At 74.7% G+C, this 18,642-nt stretch carries 20 protein-coding genes, 1 tRNA gene and 1 other RNA gene; 14 read left to right on the top strand and 8 right to left on the bottom strand.

What is annotated here, in order from left to right; genetic code table 11:
• Positions 1-29 precede the first annotated feature (29 nt).
• Complete coding sequence (locus tag IEW07_RS04890; protein WP_188534815.1) at positions 30-752, bottom strand: TVP38/TMEM64 family protein; 723 nt, start codon at positions 750-752, stop codon at positions 30-32.
• An 89-nt stretch (positions 753-841) separates the two neighbouring features.
• Between IEW07_RS04890 and IEW07_RS04885 the strand changes: the two genes are divergently transcribed.
• Both IEW07_RS04885 and IEW07_RS04880 read left to right on the top strand, forming a co-directional pair.
• Positions 842-1,315, top strand: coding sequence for an SRPBCC family protein (locus IEW07_RS04885; protein ID WP_188534813.1), 474 nt, complete (start codon positions 842-844; stop codon positions 1,313-1,315).
• Positions 1,316-1,365: 50 nt separating this feature from the next.
• Entirely contained in the window at positions 1,366-2,193 is an 828-nt protein-coding gene (locus tag IEW07_RS04880; RefSeq protein WP_188534811.1) for an MBL fold metallo-hydrolase, read from the top strand.
• On the opposite strand, the gene IEW07_RS04875 is transcribed toward IEW07_RS04880, so the two are convergent.
• Together IEW07_RS04875 and IEW07_RS04870 are read right to left on the bottom strand one after the other, a co-directional pair.
• On the bottom strand, positions 2,178-2,831 hold the full coding sequence (locus IEW07_RS04875) for a DUF4126 domain-containing protein (RefSeq protein ID WP_188534810.1): 654 nt from the start codon (positions 2,829-2,831) through the stop codon (positions 2,178-2,180). The two genes, IEW07_RS04880 and IEW07_RS04875, sit on opposite strands and share 16 nt — an antisense overlap.
• A 65-nt stretch (positions 2,832-2,896) precedes the next feature.
• A complete protein-coding gene (locus IEW07_RS04870) occupies positions 2,897-3,622 on the bottom strand; it encodes a queuosine precursor transporter (RefSeq protein WP_188534808.1) in 726 nt (241 codons plus the stop codon).
• A gap of 321 nt (positions 3,623-3,943) precedes the next feature.
• Between IEW07_RS04870 and IEW07_RS04865 the strand changes: the two genes are divergently transcribed.
• The 3 genes from IEW07_RS04865 (at position 3,944) to IEW07_RS04855 (ending at position 6,397) form a co-directional block, all read left to right on the top strand.
• A complete protein-coding gene (locus IEW07_RS04865) occupies positions 3,944-4,798 on the top strand; it encodes a hydroxymethylpyrimidine/phosphomethylpyrimidine kinase (RefSeq protein WP_188534806.1) in 855 nt (284 codons plus the stop codon).
• Between the two features lie 56 nt (positions 4,799-4,854).
• Positions 4,855-5,577: a DsbA family oxidoreductase gene (locus tag IEW07_RS04860; protein ID WP_229741577.1), complete on the top strand. Its 723-nt coding sequence runs from the start codon at positions 4,855-4,857 to the stop codon at positions 5,575-5,577.
• A gap of 151 nt (positions 5,578-5,728) precedes the next feature.
• Positions 5,729-6,397: a TetR/AcrR family transcriptional regulator gene (locus tag IEW07_RS04855; protein WP_188534804.1), complete on the top strand. Its 669-nt coding sequence runs from the start codon at positions 5,729-5,731 to the stop codon at positions 6,395-6,397.
• 44 nt (positions 6,398-6,441) lie between these two features.
• Here IEW07_RS04855 and IEW07_RS04850 read toward each other — a convergent pair whose 3' ends face one another.
• Positions 6,442-6,744 carry a type II toxin-antitoxin system VapB family antitoxin gene (locus IEW07_RS04850; RefSeq protein ID WP_188534802.1) on the bottom strand — a complete coding sequence of 101 codons (303 nt, stop codon included), beginning with the start codon at positions 6,742-6,744 and terminating at the stop codon, positions 6,442-6,444.
• Between the two features lie 122 nt (positions 6,745-6,866).
• Positions 6,867-6,951, bottom strand: a tRNA-Ser gene (locus IEW07_RS04845).
• 231 nt (positions 6,952-7,182) lie between these two features.
• Here IEW07_RS04845 and ffs point away from each other — a divergent pair.
• The 6 genes from ffs to IEW07_RS04815 all read left to right on the top strand — a co-directional run bounded on the left by ffs (position 7,183) and on the right by IEW07_RS04815 (position 13,751).
• Positions 7,183-7,279, top strand: an RNA gene (ffs, locus tag IEW07_RS04840) — signal recognition particle sRNA small type.
• A gap of 76 nt (positions 7,280-7,355) precedes the next feature.
• Positions 7,356-10,319, top strand: coding sequence for a DNA polymerase III subunit gamma and tau (locus tag IEW07_RS04835; protein WP_188534800.1), 2,964 nt, complete (start codon positions 7,356-7,358; stop codon positions 10,317-10,319).
• Positions 10,320-10,440: 121 nt separating this feature from the next.
• Entirely contained in the window at positions 10,441-11,037 is a 597-nt protein-coding gene (gene recR / locus IEW07_RS04830; RefSeq protein WP_188534930.1) for a recombination mediator RecR, read from the top strand.
• An 85-nt stretch (positions 11,038-11,122) separates the two neighbouring features.
• Positions 11,123-12,409 (top strand): aspartate kinase, encoded by a 1,287-nt coding sequence (locus IEW07_RS04825; RefSeq protein WP_188534798.1) that lies wholly within the window; start codon positions 11,123-11,125, stop codon positions 12,407-12,409.
• A 62-nt stretch (positions 12,410-12,471) separates the two neighbouring features.
• On the top strand, positions 12,472-13,386 hold the full coding sequence (locus tag IEW07_RS04820) for a 3-methyladenine DNA glycosylase (RefSeq protein ID WP_188534928.1): 915 nt from the start codon (positions 12,472-12,474) through the stop codon (positions 13,384-13,386).
• On the top strand, positions 13,383-13,751 hold the full coding sequence (locus tag IEW07_RS04815) for a Rieske 2Fe-2S domain-containing protein (RefSeq protein ID WP_188534796.1): 369 nt from the start codon (positions 13,383-13,385) through the stop codon (positions 13,749-13,751). The genes IEW07_RS04820 and IEW07_RS04815 overlap by 4 nt, the downstream gene beginning before the upstream one ends.
• A 94-nt stretch (positions 13,752-13,845) precedes the next feature.
• Here the strand turns inward: IEW07_RS04815 and IEW07_RS21730 are convergent, their stop codons facing one another.
• The 3 genes from IEW07_RS21730 to IEW07_RS21405 form a co-directional block, all read right to left on the bottom strand.
• On the bottom strand, positions 13,846-14,490 hold the full coding sequence (locus tag IEW07_RS21730; RefSeq protein WP_371870205.1) for a helix-turn-helix domain-containing protein: 645 nt from the start codon (positions 14,488-14,490) through the stop codon (positions 13,846-13,848).
• A 53-nt stretch (positions 14,491-14,543) separates the two neighbouring features.
• Entirely contained in the window at positions 14,544-15,383 is an 840-nt protein-coding gene (locus IEW07_RS04805; RefSeq protein ID WP_188534794.1) for an SDR family oxidoreductase, read from the bottom strand.
• A 385-nt stretch (positions 15,384-15,768) separates the two neighbouring features.
• Positions 15,769-15,894 (bottom strand): hypothetical protein, encoded by a 126-nt coding sequence (locus IEW07_RS21405; protein WP_268235525.1) that lies wholly within the window; start codon positions 15,892-15,894, stop codon positions 15,769-15,771.
• 209 nt (positions 15,895-16,103) lie between these two features.
• Between IEW07_RS21405 and IEW07_RS04800 the strand changes: the two genes are divergently transcribed.
• From IEW07_RS04800 to purQ, 3 genes are all read left to right on the top strand, one after another.
• The gene (locus IEW07_RS04800; protein WP_229741576.1) at positions 16,104-17,372 is read left to right on the top strand and encodes an MFS transporter; all 1,269 of its coding nucleotides are present in this window, start codon (positions 16,104-16,106) and stop codon (positions 17,370-17,372) included.
• Positions 17,373-17,579: 207 nt separating this feature from the next.
• A complete protein-coding gene (gene purS / locus IEW07_RS04795) occupies positions 17,580-17,837 on the top strand; it encodes a phosphoribosylformylglycinamidine synthase subunit PurS (protein WP_188534792.1) in 258 nt (85 codons plus the stop codon).
• Positions 17,834-18,634, top strand: coding sequence for a phosphoribosylformylglycinamidine synthase subunit PurQ (gene purQ, locus IEW07_RS04790; RefSeq protein WP_371870209.1), 801 nt, complete (start codon positions 17,834-17,836; stop codon positions 18,632-18,634). Before purS ends, purQ begins: the two co-directional genes overlap by 4 nt.
• Positions 18,635-18,642: the final 8 nt, after the last annotated feature.

Genomic DNA, 18,642 nt, shown 5'->3' with positions numbered 1-18,642 from the left:
CCCCCCCCCCCGGGTGGAGTCCCGGCCCGCTACGGCGCCGGCCCGTCCCGGCCGCCGTCCGCGGACTCCTCCCGCCGGGAGTGGCGCCAGGTGATGGTGCCGACGACGATCACCACTGCCCAGGAGATCGCGACGGCGGCCAGGGCGGGCCACGACGGGCGGGAGGTGAACGCCCCGATGGCCGCGAAGCTGATCTGGCCGGGCATCCCCCCGAGCACGGTGGCCCCGAGGTAGTCGCGCTGCGGGATCCGCACGAGCCCGGCCCCGTAGCTCAGGGCCCAGTGGGGCACCACCGGGCGCAGGACGAGGACCGTGAGGAAGCCCTTGCCCTCGAGCTTGCCCTCCACCGTCCCGAGGCGGGGCCCGGCGATCCGGTACAGGGCGTCGCGGCCCAGGAAGCGGGCGATCCAGTAGCCCAGCCACGCCCCGCCGGTGGACGCGAGGATGCCCAGCACGCTGCCCTGGGCCATGCCGAAGAGGAAGCCGCCGGAGACGGCCATGATCGTCACGGGGATGGGCGTGGCCCCCACGAGGGCGTAGACGGCGCCGAAGACCAGGGGGGCCCACACCCCGAAGCGCTCCACGAACGCGCGGATCTGGTCCACGGTGGGCAGCTCCTGGGAGAGGAGGTACCAGGCCGCGAGCCCGAGCAGGAGCAGCAGTGCGCTCGCCTTGAGCGCGGTGAGCCACGCCGGGGGCCGGGCGCTGCCGCCGCCGGCGTCCGCAGGGTCCCGTGCCGGTTCCGTGCTCACGAGCGCCACTGTACCCACCGGCGGGGGCGGGCACGGGAAGGCGTGAGGACGATCCGGGAGGACAGACGATCCGGGAGGACAATGGAGCCATGGACGTCACCGACCTGGACCCGGCGGAGGTCTTCTCCGTCTCCCACGACCTCGCCCACCCCCCGGCGGCCGTCTGGGCCGCGTTCACCGAGCCCGACCGGCTCGCCGGCTGGTTCGGGCCGCAGGGCTGGAGCGTGCCCCGGGACTCCGTGGAGCTCGACGTCCGGCCCGGAGGCCGGCAGCGCTTCCGGATGGTCAGCGACGCCGACCCCGCCCAGGTCTCGCCGGTGCACGCCACCTACGTGCGCGTGGAGCAGGACGCGCTGCTCGAGGGCCGCGAGGCGCTGCCCGGCCCCGACGGGAGGCCGACGCAGACCTTCGTGCTGATGCGCGCCGAGTTCCTGCCCACCGGGGACGGCGGCACCCTGCTGGTCGTCACGCAGGGGCCCCTGCCGCCCGCGGTCCACGCGGGCGCGGCCGCGGGATGGCGCAGCTCGTTCGTCAAGCTCGACGCCCTGCTCGCCCGCCCCTGACCGGGGGTCCTCGGATGCCCGGGCGGGCCGCGCTCGGATAGTCTGCCCGCATGACGGACCCCACCCGCACCACCGTGCTCACCCGGCGGCTGCTCGCGCCCAATCCCGGCCCCATGACCCTGGAAGGCACCAACTCGTGGGTGGTCGGGGCGCCGGGGCAGCAGGACGTCGTCGTCGTCGACCCGGGCCCCGCCGACCGCGGGCACCTCGAGGCCCTCGCCGCCGCGGGCCGGACGGTCCTGACGCTGATCACCCACCGGCACGCCGACCACGCCGGGTCCGTGGACGAGTTCCACGCCCTCACCGGCGCGCCCGTGCGCGCCTTCCTGCCCGAGCTCTGCCGCGACGCCGAGCCGCTGGCCGACCGCGAGACGATCGAGGCGGCCGGGGTCCGGATCCGGGTGCTCCACACCCCCGGGCACACCGCGGACTCGGTGTGCCTCCACCTGCCCGAGGACACCCCCCTCCCCCGCACGGACGACGGCCGGGACGACGATCGGGACCACGACGCCGACGGCGTCCCCCGCGGCAGCGTGCTGACCGGGGACACGGTGCTGGGCCGCGGCACCACGGTCCTCGACCACCCGGACGGGACCCTCGGCGCCTACCTGCGCTCGCTGCACCGGCTCGCGGTGCTGGGCGAGGCACTGGTCCTGCCCGGGCACGCGGAGGTGCGCCCGGACCTGGAGAGGACCTGCGAGGAGCTGCTCGAGCACCGCATGGAGCGCCTCGCCGAGGTGCGCGAGGCCGTGCGGTCCCTGGGCCGCGGCGCCACCCTCGAGGCCATCACGGCCCGGATCTACCACGACGTGCCGCCGAACGTGCTGCCCGCCGCCCGGCTGTCGGTGGGCGCGCAGCTGGCCTACCTGGGGTTCTGAGCCGCCCGGTCCCGCCGGTCGCCCCCGGCACCGGGCCGGCGGCGCCCCCGCAGCCGGCGGTAGAGGACGTACAGCAGGACCGCGACGGCGGCCAGCACCCCCAGCACGAGCAGGGGCAGGAACACCGCCACCAGGGAGAGCGCGAGGGCGGAGACGTCCTCGGCCGTCGAGACGACCGGCGCGGCGGCCCCCGCCGTCAGGGTGTTGGCCGCGGGGCGGGACACGGCCTTGGTCACGTGCACCACCAGGGCGATCACGACGCCGGTGAGCACGGGCACCCAGGCGTGGGAGGCGAAGAACGCCTCCGGGTCCGTGACGGTCGCGGTCTGCCCGCCCAGCCCGATCCCGGCGATCTGGGAGGTCGCCGACGAGCCGAAGACGATGCCGCCGGCGGTGGGGCGCACGAAGGTCTGCAGCAGGTCGTTGGCGGAGTCCACCGCCGGGATCTTGTCCGCGACGACCTCCGCGGCCAGCAGCACGGCGAGGATGCCGAGCACCCACCCGTCGGACAGCCACGCGAAGCCCGGGCCGAGGTCCACGAACTGCGTGTACCGGTCCAGCAGGCCGAGCACCACGAGCGGGACGTAGGCGTTCAGCCCGGCCGAGGCCGCCAGACCGGTGCCGGTGAGGAGGTCCATGCGGACATCCTAGGGCCGGGCCGGGCCTACCCCGGAGGGTCCACCGGGCCCGGGCCGGTCGGCGCTCAGCGCGTGGGCGCCGGAGCCCCCGCCGGGACGCCGGCCTCCCCGTAGGTCGGCTCCCGCCGCTTGAGCCAGCCGATCACGGCGTAGGTCACCGGCATGATCAGCACCTCGACCAGGACCTTGTACACGTAGCCCACCACCACGTAGTTCAGGAAGTCGCCGAGCGTGCTGATCCCGATGATCGGGGCCGCCACGGCGCAGAAGATCACGGTGTCGACGAGCTCGCCCACCAGGGTCGAGCCGATGAGCCGGGCCCACAGGTGCCGCTCCCTGGTGCGGGCCTTGACCTTGACCAGGACGAACGCGTTGAGCAGCTGCCCGGCGAGGTAGCCCAGCAGGGAGCCGGCCACGATGAGCGGGACGGGACCGAGCACGGCCTCGAACGCCGCCTGGCCCTCGTAGAAGTCCGCCGGGGGGAGCGCGATGACGAGCCAGAACACCACGGAGGAGAACAGCCCCGCCGCGAACGACGTGACGATGGCCCGGCGGGCGGAGCGGAAGCCGTAGACCTCCGAGACGACGTCGCCCAGGACGTAGGCGAGCGGGAAGAGGAAGAAGCCGCCGTCGGTGAGCACCGGGCCGAAGGCGACGCCCTTGGTGGCCGCGACGTTGGAGAGCACGAGCACCACGCAGTAGGCGGCCACGATGAGGTCGAAATAGGTGCGGGGCCGGCGGGCGAACCCCGCCGGAGCAGGTGCGGGAGCAGGCGTTGCGGGAGAGGACACGGTGGGTCACCAATCTGTATTGACGCGGCGCACGCCGGGACGGCGCCGTGGTTCGATCTGTGAGGCCGGGGCCGCGCGGGCCGGGCGCTGCGGCTCGATCCGGGCGGGAGCGCGGGACGCCCGCCTGCCACCCGGGCTCCCGCCACCGGCGCCGCGGAACCCCGTGCGGGGACGTCGCGGCGGCCGGAGGCCGTCGGACAGTCTACCGCCGCGCCCGCCCGGCCCGCGGGGCCCACCGGGCACGCACGACCGGGCCGCGGTGCCCCTGGGGCGGGCACCGCGGTTGGCACCGTGCGCGGGACGGGGCGCACAATGGCTCCCATGACCGACTCCTCCACCGCTTCCTCCCCCGCCGCCCAGTCCGCCGCCCAGCCGCCCGTCGCCCTGACGATCGCCGGCTCCGAGGCCACCGGCGGCGCCGGCGCGCAGGCGGACCTCAAGACCTTCCAGGAGCTCGGGGTCTTCGGCTCTCTCGCCCTGACCTGCATCGTCTCCTTCGACCCCGCGGCCGAGTGGGGCCACCGCCTGTTCCCGGTGCCGCAGGACGTGCTGCGCGAGCAGCTCGAGGCGATCACGGCCGCCCACGCGCTCGACGCCGTGAAGATCGGCATGCTCGGCAGCCCCGAGACCATCGCCACCACCGCCGAGGTGCTGGCCGGGCTGCAGCCCCGCCACCTGGTCCTCGATCCGGTCCTGATCTGCAAGGGCCAGGAGCCCGGCGCCGCGCTGGACACCGACGAGGCGCTCAAGGCGAGGATCCTGCCGCTGGCCACGTTCGTGACCCCCAACCACTTCGAGTCCCTGTCCCTGTCCGGGATGGACGAGATCAGCACCGTCGAGCACCTCGAGGAGGCCGCCCGCCGGATCCACGAGACCTCGGGGGCCGTGGTGCTCGCCAAGGGCGGGGTCCGCCTGTCCGGACCCGAGGCCGTCGACGTCTACTACGACGGCACCACCCTCGAGGTGCTCGCCGAGCCCAAGGTCGGCGAGGTCCCCGTGGCCGGGGCCGGCTGCACCCTCGCCGCAGCCGTGGCGGCGGAGCTCGCCAAGGGCGCCGAGCCCCTCGAGGCCGCCCGCGCGGCCAAGGCGTTCGTCTCCGCCGGCATCCGGCAGCGGCTGAGCTCCCGCGCCCCGTTCGACTCCCTGTGGCAGGGCGGGGCCGCCGCCGAGCGCTGAGCCGGAGAGGCGCCCCGTCCCGGAATGGGCCGGGGCGCTTTTTTGTTGACACGGACATGACTTTGCAGATCGACATCTGGTCCGACATCGCCTGCCCCTGGTGCCTCATCGGCAAGCGCCGCTTCGACAGGGCCCTCGCGGCCTTCCCGCACCGGGACCAGGTGAGCGTGACCTACCGGAGCTTCCAGCTGGACCCCTCCCTGCCCGAGTCCTGGAACGGCAGGGAGACCGACTACCTGGCGCAGGTCAAGGGCCTCGACCCGGAGCAGGTGCGGCAGATGCTCGCGCAGGTGAGCACGGTGGCGGCCGAGGAGGGGCTGCACTACGACTTCGACGCCCTCGTGGTGGCCAACTCCCTCAAGGCCCACCGGCTGCTGCACGCGGCCCGGCGTGCGGACGGGGGCGCGGCGGGCGCCTCCGTGGCGGCCCGGCTGAAGGAGGCCCTGCTCACGGGCCACTTCGAACGGGGCCTGGACATCGGGGACGACGACGCCCTGGCCGCCCTGGCCGTCGAGGCAGGGCTCCCCGAGGCGGCCGCCCGGGAGGCCCTGACCGACCCGGCCCTGGACCGGGCGGTCCAGGAGGACGTGGCGGCGGCCCGGCGGCTCGGGATCCAGGGGGTGCCGTTCTACGTCCTCGACGGCCGCTACGGGATCTCCGGGGCGCAGCCCACGGAGGCGTTCGAGCAGGCCCTGGAGCAGGTGTGGGCGGAGACCCACCCTCTGGTGGGGCTGGGTGGCGCCGCGCCGGCGTGCGGCCCGGAGGGCTGCGACGTCTGAACCCTGCTCGGACGTTACCTGGACGTTGCCTCTGATCTTCCTGCAACGGGAACCGAACGGGCCGGATCGGTGTTGTCATAGTCGGACATACCGTCATCAAGGCTCAGTGCAGTGTGCATAATTTGATGACAGATAGAGAAAAGGTGTCATCATGCCCCGCATTTCTGCTGCCACCAACGCCGCGCAGCGCGAGAACACCAAGCGAGCGATCCTCGACTCCTTCGGCCAGCTGCTCTACCAGCGCGGCCTCACCGGGCTGACCATGACCCACGTGGCCAAGAACGCCGGGGTGGGCCGCACCGCGGTCTACAACTACTTCGCGGACATGGGCGAGCTGCTCGTGGCCTACGCCCTGGACGAGACCGAGCGCTTCATGATGGACCTGCGCCGGGACCTGGACGGCGTCGAGAACCCGGTGGACCGCCTCGCCGTGTACATCCGCGCCCAGATCGAGGACCTGACCCGCCGCCACCTGCCGCCGGGCCCCACCATGCGCACGGTGCTGTCCCCCGAGGACTACCAGAAGCTCGGGGAGCACGTGGGCGAGCTGCAGGGCCTGCTCGCGGCGATCCTGCGCGACGCCATCCAGGACCACTGGCTGCCGGAGGGGGACATCGCCGAGCTCGCCGCGCTGGTGCACGGCTCGCTGACCGCGGCGGCGGACCGGGGCCAGAACTCGGACCAGGACCGGGAGGACCGGGAGCAGCACATCCGCTCCACCGTCCGCTTCATCCAGCAGGGCCTGGGCGCCCGGTTCGACACCGAGGGCCGGCCCGTCCGGCTCACCCCGCAGCGCCCCACGCTCAGCGCGGCGTCCTGACCGGACGCCCCTCTCCCCGCGGGACGCCGGGGCTGCGGGCCGGGCTACCTCCGGTCGAGCTCGAGCACGCGCGCGTAGAGCACCGTGCGGTGGTGGAGGGCGGTGCGCAGGGCCCGGTGCAGGCCGTCCTCGAGGTAGAGCTCCCCGCTCCAGCGGACCACGTGCGGGAACAGGTCCCCGTAGAACGTGGAGTCGGCGTCGAGCAGGGTCGCGAGGTCGAGCGTGGTCTTGGTCGTGACCAGCTGGTCCAGCCGGACCTGGCGGGGAGCGACACCGGACCAGTCCGAGGGCGTCACGAGACCGTGGTCGGGGTAGGGGCGGGAGTCCCCCACGGCCTTGAAGATCATGCGGTGCTCCTGGGACCACCTCCGGGAGGGGCCCGGGTCGGGGGCGCGGGCGCGGCGGCGGGCGGACCGCCGGAAATGAAATGTCCCGGCCCGTCGATCGACGGACCGGGACATCCCGGGTGCGGAGGATGGGGGATTTGAACCCCCGAGGGCGTTAACCCAACACGCGTTCCAGGCGTGCGCCATAGGCCGCTAGGCGAATCCTCCAAGCACGCATGCCGAGGCACCGGTGGGTGCTCGAACATGCGGGGTCCAGCATAACCGAAGCTCCGGGCATTGCCGAATCGATCCGGAGGGACCCCCCGCCCCACCGGCGCACCACGGGGACGCCGGGAGGGTTCCACGGGGCCCCTGCCGGGATCCGGCGGGGATCGCCGTGCGTCCCCGGCCCGGTTCCGGCCCGGTTTCGACCCTCCGCGAGGATCCGCTAGAGTATGTGACAGCCCCTCGCGTGGCGTCATCCTGTCGAACTCCCCCAGGACCGGAAGGTAGCAAGGGTAGACGGGCTCTGGCGGGTGCGCGAGGGGTCTTTTCATCCCCTCCGGGCAGGCCGGCTCCCCAGCCGCACGCCGCCCGTCCGCCTGTCGGATTCCGTCGCTAAGGTGGCTTCTGTGACTACCGCCCTGTACCGCCGCTACCGCCCGGAGACCTTCGAGGACGTCATCGGCCAGGAGCACGTGACCGAGCCGCTGATGACGGCGCTGCGCAAGGACAGGGTCAGCCACGCGTACCTCTTCTCCGGCCCCCGCGGCTGCGGCAAGACCACGTCCGCCCGCATCCTGGCCCGCTGCCTCAACTGCGCGGAGGGCCCCACGGCCACCCCCTGCGGGCACTGCGACAGCTGCCGGGACCTGGCCCGGGACGGCGCCGGCTCCCTCGACGTGATCGAGATGGACGCCGCCAGCCACGGCGGCGTGGACCACGCCCGCGACCTCCGGGAGCGCGCCACGTTCGCGCCCGTCCGCGACCGGTACAAGATCTTCATCATCGACGAGGCCCACATGGTCACGCGCGAGGGCTTCAACGCGCTGCTCAAGATCGTCGAGGAGCCCCCGGAGCACATCAAGTTCATCTTCGCCACCACGGAGCCGAGCAAGGTCCTCACGACCATCCGGTCCCGCACTCACCACTACCCGTTCCGCCTCGTCCCGCCCGAGCCGCTCATGCACTACCTCGAGCAGCTGTGCGCCGAGGAGCACGTGGCAGTGGCCCCGGGCGTGCTCTCGCTGGTGGTCCGCGCCGGCGGCGGCTCCGTCCGCGACACCCTCTCCGTGCTCGACCAGCTCATGGCCGGCTCCGACGAGCAGGGCATCACCTACGACCTCGCCGTCGCCCTCCTGGGCTACACGCACGGCGCGCTGCTCGACGACGTCGTGGACGCCTTCGCCTCCGGGGACGCCGCCACGGTCTTCCGCGCGGTGGACCGGGTGGTCCAGACGGGCCAGGACCCCCGGCGGTTCGTGGAGGACCTCCTCCAGCGGTTCCGGGACCTCATCATCGTCAACGCGGTGCCGGAGTCCGCGGGCAACATCCTGCACGGGATGCCCCAGGACCAGGTCTCCCGGCTGCGCAACCAGGCGTCCCAGCTGGGAGCGGCGGAGCTCTCCCGTGCCGCGGACATCACCAACACGGCCCTGACCGAGATGACCGGGGCCACCTCCCCGCAGCTGCACCTCGAGCTGCTGTGCGCCCGGATCCTGCTGCCCTCCTCCGAGGACACCACTCGCGGGGTCACCGCGCGCGTGGACCGCATCGAGCGGCGGCTGAGCATCGCCCGCGGCACCGCCCCGGCCGCCGGGCACGAGGAGCACGCCGGAGCCGCCCCCGTCGTCGCCGCCCCGTCGGACGCGGGACCCTCGGCCGCACTCCCCGCCGCACCGGAGCCGGCCCCGGCGCCCGCGCCCGCCGCCCCGGCACCGGAGGCCGCCGCCTCCGGGCGCCCCGCGGAGCCGCCCGCGGAACCGCGGCAGGCCGACCGTCCCCGACCCGCCGCCGAGCCCGAGCGCCCCGCAGCGGCACGGGGGCCCGAACCCTCCCAGCAGGCCGAGGAGCCACGGCGGCCCGAGGAGCGCGGGGCCGGCCCCGCGCGGCCGGCCGAGCAGCCGCCCCGCCAGGACACCCCTCGCGCACCGGGCGCCGCCGGCAACGAGATCGAGCTGCTGCGCGCCTCCTGGCCCGAGATCGTCAATGCGCTGGCGGACATCCGCCGCGTCGCGTGGTTCACCGTCCAGCGCGGCACCCCGCAGTCCTTCGACGGCAGGGTCCTGCGGATCATGTTCGACGCCGAGGGCGACCTCATGAACTTCCCGCGCTTCGAGGACGACCTGCGCCGGGCGGTGCACCAGGTCCTCGGCATCGACTGCCGCGCCGAGGCCGTCCCGCCCGGTGGCGGGCACGGCGGCGGGCACGGACGCGGCGGCGCCCCGCGCGCTCCCGAGCCCTCCGCGCCCCCGGCCGGCCGGGGCCCGGAGCCGCGCACCGACGCCCCCGACCGCGGACCCCAGGGTCGCAGCGAGCCGCACCGGCGCGAGCGGGACGGCGGCGACCACGAGCGCCGCGACCAGGACCGCGGTGACCAGGAGCCCGGCCACGAGGGACCGCAGGGACGGGCCCGCCAGGAGTCCCGGCCGCCGGCCCCGGCGCACCAGGAGCGACGCCCAGCGCCCGCCGGCGGACCCGGAGCCTCCGCCGGCGGCCCGGACGGGGAGGGCCAGGACGCGTGGGGCGCCCACGGCCGGCCCGCCACGGACGCCGCACCGGAGTGGACCGACCCCGCGTGGGCCGAGGAGCCCGTGCGCAGCTGGTCGGTGGCCGTCATCCCGCAGGCCGGGGACGCCGAGGCCCCTGCTCCCCCGGCGGAACCCGCCGCGCGCGCCGCGGCCCCGGAGCAGACCGCACCGCGGACACGCCCCGCTCCGTCCGCGCCCCGGCCGGAGCCGGCCCGGGAGGCCCCGCGGGACCCCGCCGTCCCGGCCGCCCGGGCCGGCTCGTCCGGGTCCGGCCCGGCCCGTGCCGCCGCGGGGCCGCAGGACCGTGACGCCCCGCCGCCCTTCGACGACGTCCCGCCCCCCGAGGAGCCTCCCTACCCCGACGACGAGCCCCCGTACCCGGACGGGCCCGCGGACCTCGACGAGGCGCCCCCCGAGCAGTGGCGCCCCAGCCCCCCGGCCCGGCAGGACCCCGCACCGGCCGCCGCGGCCCCCGCGCAGCCCTCTGCGCGTCCCTCCGCGGAGGCCCGTCCGGGCGCGGCCCGCGCCGGGACGACCGCCGGGCCGACCGCCGGGACGGCTTCCGCCACGACCGCCCGGCCGACCGTGGTGGAAGCCGCCGAGGACGCCGCCGCGCGGCAGCGCCTGAGCTTCCGGGAGCGCCACGCGGCCCAGATCGCCGCCGGGCGCCAGGCCCCCGAGCGCCCCGCCCCGGAGCAGGACGACGGCGTAGAATGGGACGACTCCTTCGTCCCGAGCTCCGACGACGAGGCGCTGGAGGACTCCACCCTCTACGGCCGGGCCGCGATCGAGCGGATCCTCGGCGGCATGCTCATCGAGGAGCGTGACCTCCACACCGGGGAGTGACCGCTCGGGGCGGTGACCGGAGAGACCGGCCGGCCCGGACCACGCAGCGATCCCGCGACGTGGACGGGCGCGGCACGTGGACGAGGAGAGGGCCCCCACCGGCCCGGAAATCGAGGAGAACGTGTACGAAGGCGCTGTTCAGGATCTGATCGACGAGCTGGGCCGGCTGCCCGGCGTCGGGCCGAAGTCCGCGCAGCGGATCGCCTTCCACCTCCTCGACGCCGACAAGGAGGACGTCCGCCGGCTGGCCGACGCGATGACGGCGGTCAAGGACAAGGTGAAGTTCTGCCGGATCTGCGGCAACGTGTCCGAGCTGGACGAGTGCGCGATCTGCCGCGACGCCCGCCGGGACCCCAGCGTGATCTGCGTGGTCGAGGAGTCCAAGGACGTCATGGCCATCGAGCGCACCCGCAGCTTCCGCGGCCGCTACCACGTCCTGGGCGGCGCCATCAGCCCCATCCAGGGCATCGGCCCGGACCAGCTGCGCATCCGCGAGCTCATGACCCGGCTCTCGGACGAGACCGTCCAGGAGGTCGTCCTCGCCACGGACCCCAACCTGGAGGGCGAGGCCACGGCCACCTACCTCTCCCGCATGCTCAAGACCCTCGGCGTCCGGGTGACCCGCCTGGCCTCCGGGCTGCCGGTGGGCGGGGACCTGGAGTACGCCGACGAGGTCACACTCGGCCGGGCGTTCGAGGGCCGCACGGTCGTCGCCTGACGCACCCGGGTAGGATGTCGGGGGGCCGGGCCCGGGCAGCTCTCCGGGCGGACACGGCCCCCACCCGACCACAGGAGTAGAACCCATGAGCCTGATCGTGCAGAAGTTCGGTGGATCCTCCGTCGCGGACGCCGACGGCATCCGCCGTGTTGCACGGCGGATCGTCGAGACGCGCAACCGTGGCCACGACGTCGTCGTCGTGGTCTCGGCCATGGGCGACACCACGGACGAGCTGCTCGACCTCGCCCACGAGGTCACCCGCAAACCCCCGGCGCGCGAGCTCGACATGCTCCTGACCGCCGGCGAGCGCATCTCGATGGCCCTGCTGGCCATGGCCGTCTCCGGGATGGGCGCGCCCGCCCAGTCCTTCACCGGTTCCCAGGCCGGGATGGTCACCGACGGCGCGCACGGGGCCGCCCTCCTCGTGGAGGTCAACCCGCAGCGCGTGCGCGAGTCCCTGGACCAGGGCAACATCGCGATCATCGCCGGGTTCCAGGGGGTGCACCGCCAGACCAAGGACATCACGACCCTCGGCCGCGGCGGCTCGGACACGACCGCGGTGGCGCTGGCCGCCGCGCTGAAGGCCGACGTGTGCGAGATCTACTCCGACGTCGACGGCGTGTTCACGGCCGACCCCCGCATCGTGCCCAAGGCACGGAAGCTGGAGCAGGTCAGCAGCGAGGAGATGCTGGAGCTCGCCGCCAACGGCGCGAAGATCCTGCACCTGCGCTGCGTCGAGTACGCCCGCCGCTTCGGCGTGAAGCTCCACGTCCGCTCGTCCTTCACCCAGAACGAGGGCACCTGGGTCATCCCCAGCCCCGAAGACGTCGCCACCTCACCGAAGGAGATCCCGTTGGAACAGCCGCTCATCTCCGGCATCGCGCACGACCGCTCGCAGGCCAAGGTCACGGTCGTCGGGGTCCCCGACCGGCCCGGCATCGCCGCCCGGATCTTCCGCCTCCTCGCCGAGGCGAAGGTCAACGTGGACATGATCGTCCAGAACGTCTCCACGGGCGACCACCCGCAGACCGACCTCTCCTTCACCCTGGACGAGTCCCAGGGCGAGCTCGCCATGAGCCTGCTGCGCGCCGCGGAGGAGAAGATCGGCTACGAGGCCCTGGAGTACGACGACCAGGTGGGCAAGCTCTCCCTCGTGGGCGCCGGCATGAAGTCCAACCCCGGCGTGACCTTCACCTTCTTCGAGGCCCTCGCCGCCGCGAACATCAACATCGACATGATCTCCACCTCGGAGGTGCGGATCTCGGTCATCACGTCCGCCGACCGCCTCGACGAGGCCGTGCGCGTGGTGCACACCGCGTTCGGCCTGGACTCCGACCAGGAGGCCACGGTCTACGCGGGGACCGGCCGCTGAGCCTCGAGCCCTCCCCCACCGGGGACGACGGGTCGGGTCCAACGACCCGCCCCGTCGCCGTCCTGTCCCGCGCCCAGTGGGCGCCCCGCGCGCTCGCCCACGAGCGGCGGGCGGCCCGCTACGCGGACCCGTTCGTGGAGCGCCGCCACCGCGGGCGCAAGCACCCGGTGGAGGACTTCCTCTTCACCTACTACACGCTCAAGCCGGCGCAGCTGAAGCGCTGGCACCCCGGTGCCGGCACCGTGCTCCTGGACGCGGCCGAGCGGGCGGCCGAGAAGTTCTACCGCCCCCTGCGGGAGGACGAGCGCACCGCCCTGGGCCTCGGCCCGGAGGCCGGCGCCGTGACGGTCGACGACGACGCCTTCCGGGACCGGCGGGCCGCCGCGGTCGACTTCGCCCGGGCGGTGCTGGGCGCCCACGCCGTCAACCCCGGATTCTTCGGCTGCTTCGGCCTGCACGAGTGGGCGATGGCCTACCGCTCCGCGGAGAACGACCTCCGCCACGAGTACCTCGAGCTGCGCCTGGGCGCCGGGGGCACCGACGCCGTGGTCGAGTCCTCCCGCATCCGCTGCACCCACTTCGACGCCTTCCGGTTCTTCCAGCCGCAGGCGGTCCCGCTCAACGAGCTGCAGCCCACGCGGGAGGCGCAGCGCCGGCTGGAGCAGCCCGGCTGCCTGCACGCCACCATGGACCTCTACAAGTGGGCGTACAAGCTCGTGCCCGCGATCCCCTCCGAGCTGCTGATGGACTGCTTCGAGCTCGCGTGGGACGTCCGCGAGACGGACATGCGGGCCGCGCCCTACGACCTCTCCGGATGGGGCTACGAGCCCGTGCGGATCGAGACGCCCGAGGGCAAGGCCGAGTACGTGCGCCGGCAGCGCGACTTCGCCCGCCGGGCCGCGCCGCTGCGCCGCCGGCTGGCCGCGGCGCTGGAGGTCCTCGACCCCGGCCGCGCCACCCAGGGAGCGGCGGCGTGAGCGGGGCGCCCGCCGGGGAGTGGGAGCGGATCGTCGAGGCCTCCGCCGTGCCGGGCCCGCTCGACTTCGTGACCGCGCCGTCGAGCACCGGCCAGGCGATCGTCGCCCGGGACGCCGGGGGCGTCCTGCACGTCCTGGCCAACACCTGCACGCACCAGCAGGCCACGGTCTGCCGGGCGGCGTCGGGCCGCGCCGAGACGTTCGAGTGCCCCAACCACTACTGGGTGTTCGCCCCCGACGGGCGGTTCCTGGGCTCGCGCCTGGCCCTCGCCGCCGGGCGGGAGGCGCCGCCGGACCCGGCCAAGGACCTGCCCGCGGCGGAGGCCGACGTGGTCGACGGGTGGGTCGTGGCCCGCTTCGGCTGAGCCGCCGCCGGCCGCCGGGCCTCCCCGGTCACGCCGTGCTCACGGCGTGGTCGCGGGGCCTCCTCTTCTCGCGGAGCCGTGGTCCGGGCCGCGCTCACGCCTGCTCCGTCCCGGCAGAGGCCTCGCCGGGAGGGGCGTCGTCGTCCGCGGCCCCGCCGCGCCCCGCGAGCCAGGCCTGGACGTCGGCGCGGCGGATCCGCCGGTGGCTGCCGCGGTACTGCACGGGGATGACCCCCTGGGTGGTGAGGTTGCGCAGGTAGGTGTTGGAGATCCCCGCGAGCGCGGCCGCCTGCGAGGTGGTCAGCAGCTCGCCGGCGGGGGCCGCCGCGCCGGGAGCCGCGTCCTCGGCGGGACCGGCCGCCGCCTGCCCCGCGAGCCATGCCTCGACGTCGGCGCGGCGGATCCGCCGGTGGCTGCCGCGGTACTGCACGGGGATGACGCCCTGGGTGGTGAGGTTGCGCAGGTAGGTGTTGGAGATCCCCGCGAGCGCGGCCGCCTGCGAGGTGGTCAGCAGCTCCCCGGAGACGGTCAGCGGTTCCTCGGCGGAGGCGACCGTGACGGTCTCCCCGCGGGTGAGCCGGGACAGGAGGTCGACGACGGCGTCCCGCGCCCCCTCGGGCAGGCGCAGGGAGGTGCCGTCCACGAAGACCGTCACGTCCCGCGACCCGAGGGCCGCGGCGAGGCGCTCGGCGTCCCGGCCGCTGAGCCCGGGGGTGGTCGTCGGCGGGTGCTGGGTCATGGTGCCATCCTCCCAGACGCCTTCCCGGGGCGGCGCGGCCCCGGGCCGTGCGGTCACAGGATCGGCCTGCCGCCGGTGACGGCCACCCGGGCGCCGGAGACGTAGCTGCCGTCGTCGGAGGCCAGCAGGACGTAGACGGGGGCGAGCTCGGCGGGCTGCCCGGCGCGGCCCAGCGGCGTGTCGTCGCCGAAGGACGCGACCTTCCCGGGCGGCATCGTGGACGGGATCAGCGGCGTCCAGATGGGTCCCGGCGCCACGCTGTTGACGCGGATGCCCTGGGGCCCCAGCATCTGGGCCAGACCCGCCGAGAAGTTCGCGATGGCCGCCTTCGTGGCCGCGTAGGGCGCCAGCTGCGGGGACGGCTGGTCGGACTGCACCGAGGACGTGCCGATGACGGCCGAGCCGGGGCCCATGTGCGGCAGCGCGGCCTTGACGAGGTGGAACATCGCGCCGACGTTGAGCCGGAAGGTGTAGTCCCACTCCTCGTCGCTGATCTCGTCGAGGCTCTCCCGGCTCATCTGGTAGGCGGCGTTGGAGACGAGCACGTCGACCTTGCCGAACTCCCGGACGGCCCTCGCCACGACGGCCCGGCAGTGGGCGGGCTCGGAGAGGTCCCCGCGCACGAGCACCGCCCGCCGCCCGGCCTCCTCGACCCAGCGGCCCGTCTCCTCGGCGTCGTCGTCCTCGCTGAGGTAGGCGATGAGGACGTCGGCGCCCTCGCGGGCGTAGGCGATGGCGACGGCGCGGCCGATGCCGCTGTCCCCGCCGGTGACGATCGCGGCCCTGCCCTCGAGCTTCCCGGAGCCGAGGTAGGTCTGCTCGCCGCAGTCCGGGACCGGGGTCATCGCCGACTGGACGCCGGGGACTTCCTGCTGCTGCTCTGGCTGGCTCATGACGTGGTCCTTCCGGGTCGTGGGGGTTTCACGGGTCGCCCGGGACGGTGCACGCACCGGAGGCGGCGACCGCCGCTCGATGATCAGCGCACCGCCCAGCCTAGGGCGGGCGGCACCGCCGTGTCCCCTCCCGGCCGCCGGGGGTCCGGTGCACCGCCCGCCGCGGGCTCAGGAACCCCCGGGACGCCAGCGGAGGGCGCCGAGCCAGAGCAGCGCCCCGGCCAGCCCGACCATGCCGGGAGCGAGAACGGGCGAGGCCGCAGCGTCGCCAGCTCGGCGCAGGCCCCGAGCGCGGTGCCGATGCCCAGCCAGGTCAGCAGACGGCGGTAGACGGAGACCAGCTCCACGGTGTCGTGGTGCGTCCCCACGGTGTCCGGCACGTCGCTCACTCCACCGTGAGGGCGCGGCGCACCCGGTCGGGCTGCTCCGGGGAGATGCCGTGCCTGCCGAGCCCCTCGGTCAGCACGGGTCGGTGGGCGGGGGCGAGGGGCAGCAGCGGCATGTTCTTCATACGGTCCGGGTACAGCGGAACCACCCTGGGAAATGCCTGGGGTCCTCCCCCGTGACACGCCGCCGTCCGGCCGTTCTCGGCGGAGGGACGGCGGCGCCCGGGCCGCGGCCCTGCCCGCGGACCGGCGGACGGCGGTCGAGGCGGTCGTGGACCCGCCCCCGGTGGACGGCCGAGCCACCGCGTCCGTGCGGTCGTGATAGAACGGCCCGGTGATCAGGACGACCGCCTCCCCGCCGCCGGCATCTCCCTCCTCCCCCGGCCGCGTGCCGTGGTGGCTGGTGGTCTCGGCGGTGGTACTGGTCGCGGTCAACCTGCGCCCCGGCGCCAGCTCGATCGGGCCCGTGCTGGCCGAGCTGCAGCGGGACCTGGACCTGAGCGCCACGGTCGCCGGAGCGCTCACCGCGCTGCCCGGCCTGACGTTCGCGGTGGCCGGGGCCTGCGCGGTGGCCCTCTCGCGGCGGACGGGCATCGGCGGGGCCATCGCCTGCGGCCTGGCCCTGGTGGCCGCCGGGCTCCTGGGCCGCAGCCTCGTGACGTCGGCACCGGTGTTCCTGGCGCTGTCCGTGCTGGCGCTGATCGGGATGGGGATCGGCAACATCCTGGTGCCGGCGTTCGTCAAGCGCCACGGCGGCGAGCGAACCGCCGCGCTGAACAGCGTCTACACCACCGGCCTGGCCGTGGGCGCCACCCTGCCCCTGCTCGCGGCCGGACCCCTGACCGAGCACGGACCCGGCGGGTGGCGGTCGGCGCTCGGGCTGTGGGGGCTCGCCGCCGTCGCGGCCTTCGGCCTCTGGGTCGTCGTGGCCGCGCGCGACCGGCGGGAGGCCGCCGCCGGGACACGGGTGCTGCTCCGGGACCCGCGGACGCGGATCACCCGCTCGCGCACGGCCGTGGCCCTGGCCCTCTACTTCGGGATCCAGTCGATGCACGCCTACGTGCAGTTCGGCTGGATCGCCCAGATCTACCGCGACGGAGGCCTGGACCAGACGCAGGCCGGGCTGATGACGGCGCTGCTCGCGGCCATGGGGATCCCGGGCGGCCTGCTCATGCCGGCCGTCGTGGCCCGGTCGCAGCACCTGCGGACGTGGGTCGTGGTGCTGGGTGCCTGCATGTCCGCCGGGTACGTTGGGCTGCTGCTCGCCCCCTCCGGCCTGCCCTGGCTGTGGGCGCTGCTGCTGGGGGTCGGCTGCTTCTCCTTCCCCACCGCCCTGGCGCTGATCGTCGCCCGCTCCCGCGACGCGCACGTGACCGCGCAGCTGTCCGGGTTCACCCAGCCGGTGGGCTACCTGCTGGCCGCGGCCGGCCCCTTCGCCGTGGGAGCGCTGCACGAGCTCACCGGCGGCTGGACCGTGCCGCTGGTCGCCCTGGCCGCCTCCGGCGTAATCCTGATCGGGGCGGGACTCGTGGCCGCCGCCCCCCGGTTCGTCGACGACGAGCTCGCCGGCCGCCCCGGCACGGACCACCCCGGCGCCCGCTGACCCGGCGCCGGCCGACCAGGGATCCCGCGGTCGGCCGGGCGTTCCGTGGTCGGTGGCGGGGCACGAGCCGGGGCGGAGCCGGCGTGTCATCTACCACACGCAGGGCGCCGGTCCCGGTGCGGCCGGAGAGGGCGTGTCCGAACCGATAGACTGGGACGCGTTCGCCGGATCCCGGCACCACGCTCGACCCCTCCGAGGAGTTCCCCGATGGCCCGCATTGTTGTCGACGTCATGCCCAAGCCCGAGATCCTTGACCCGCAGGGCAAGGCGATCGCCAACGAACTGCCCCGCATCGGCCTGGCCGGCTTCGCGGGCGTGCGGCAGGGCAAGCGCTTCGAGCTCACCGTCGACGGCGAGGCCACCGAGGACGTGCTGGCCCAGGCCCGGGAGGCCGCCGAGAGGCTGCTGTCCAACCCGGTGATCGAGGACGTCGTCCGCGTGGCCGTCCTGGACGAGGAGAACTGAGCGTGGCCGCTTTCGAGACCCCGCTGATCGCGGACCTCTCCGGCCCCGCCCCGGACGCCGCGCTCGCCGGCGCCCGGATCGGCGTCGTGACCTTCCCCGGCACCCTCGACGACCGGGACGCGGCCCGCGCCGTGATGCTCGCCGGCGGCACCCCCGTCCCCCTCTGGTACGCGGACGAGGACCTCCAGGACGTCGACGCCGTGATCCTGCCCGGCGGCTTCTCCTACGGCGACTACCTGCGCGCCGGTGCCATCGCCCGGTTCGCGCCGATCATGGACAAGGTGATCGAGGGCGCCAACGCCGCCGGCACCTCCGGCTCCTCGCCGCTGCCGGTGCTGGGCATCTGCAACGGCTTCCAGGTGCTCACCGAGTCCCACCTGCTGCCGGGCTCCATGATCAAGAACGACCACCTGAAGTTCCTCTGCCGGGACCAGCGCCTGCGCGTCGAGAACAGCACCACGGCGTGGACCACCGAGTACGAGCAGGGCCAGGAGATCGTGGTCCCGCTCAAGAACCAGGACGGCCAGTACGTGGCCGACGAGAGGACCCTCGACGCCCTCGAGGCCGAGGGCCGCGTGGTGTTCCGCTACGTGGGCTTCAACCCGAACGGCTCCCGCCGGGACATCGCCGGCATCTGCAACGCCGGCGGCAACGTGGTGGGGCTCATGCCGCACCCGGAGCACGCGGTGGAGCCCGGTTTCGGCGCGGACTCCTCCGCCGTCGGCGAGGTCGGGATGCGCGACGGCACGGACGGGCTCGGCCTGTTCGTCTCCGTCCTCAAGGCACTGGTCAAGTAAGGAACACG

It is taken from the genome of Kocuria dechangensis (assembly GCF_014636775.1).
Classification (GTDB): Bacteria; Actinomycetota; Actinomycetes; order Actinomycetales; family Micrococcaceae; genus Kocuria; species Kocuria dechangensis.
This window is presented reverse-complemented; position numbering and strand designations above follow the sequence as displayed.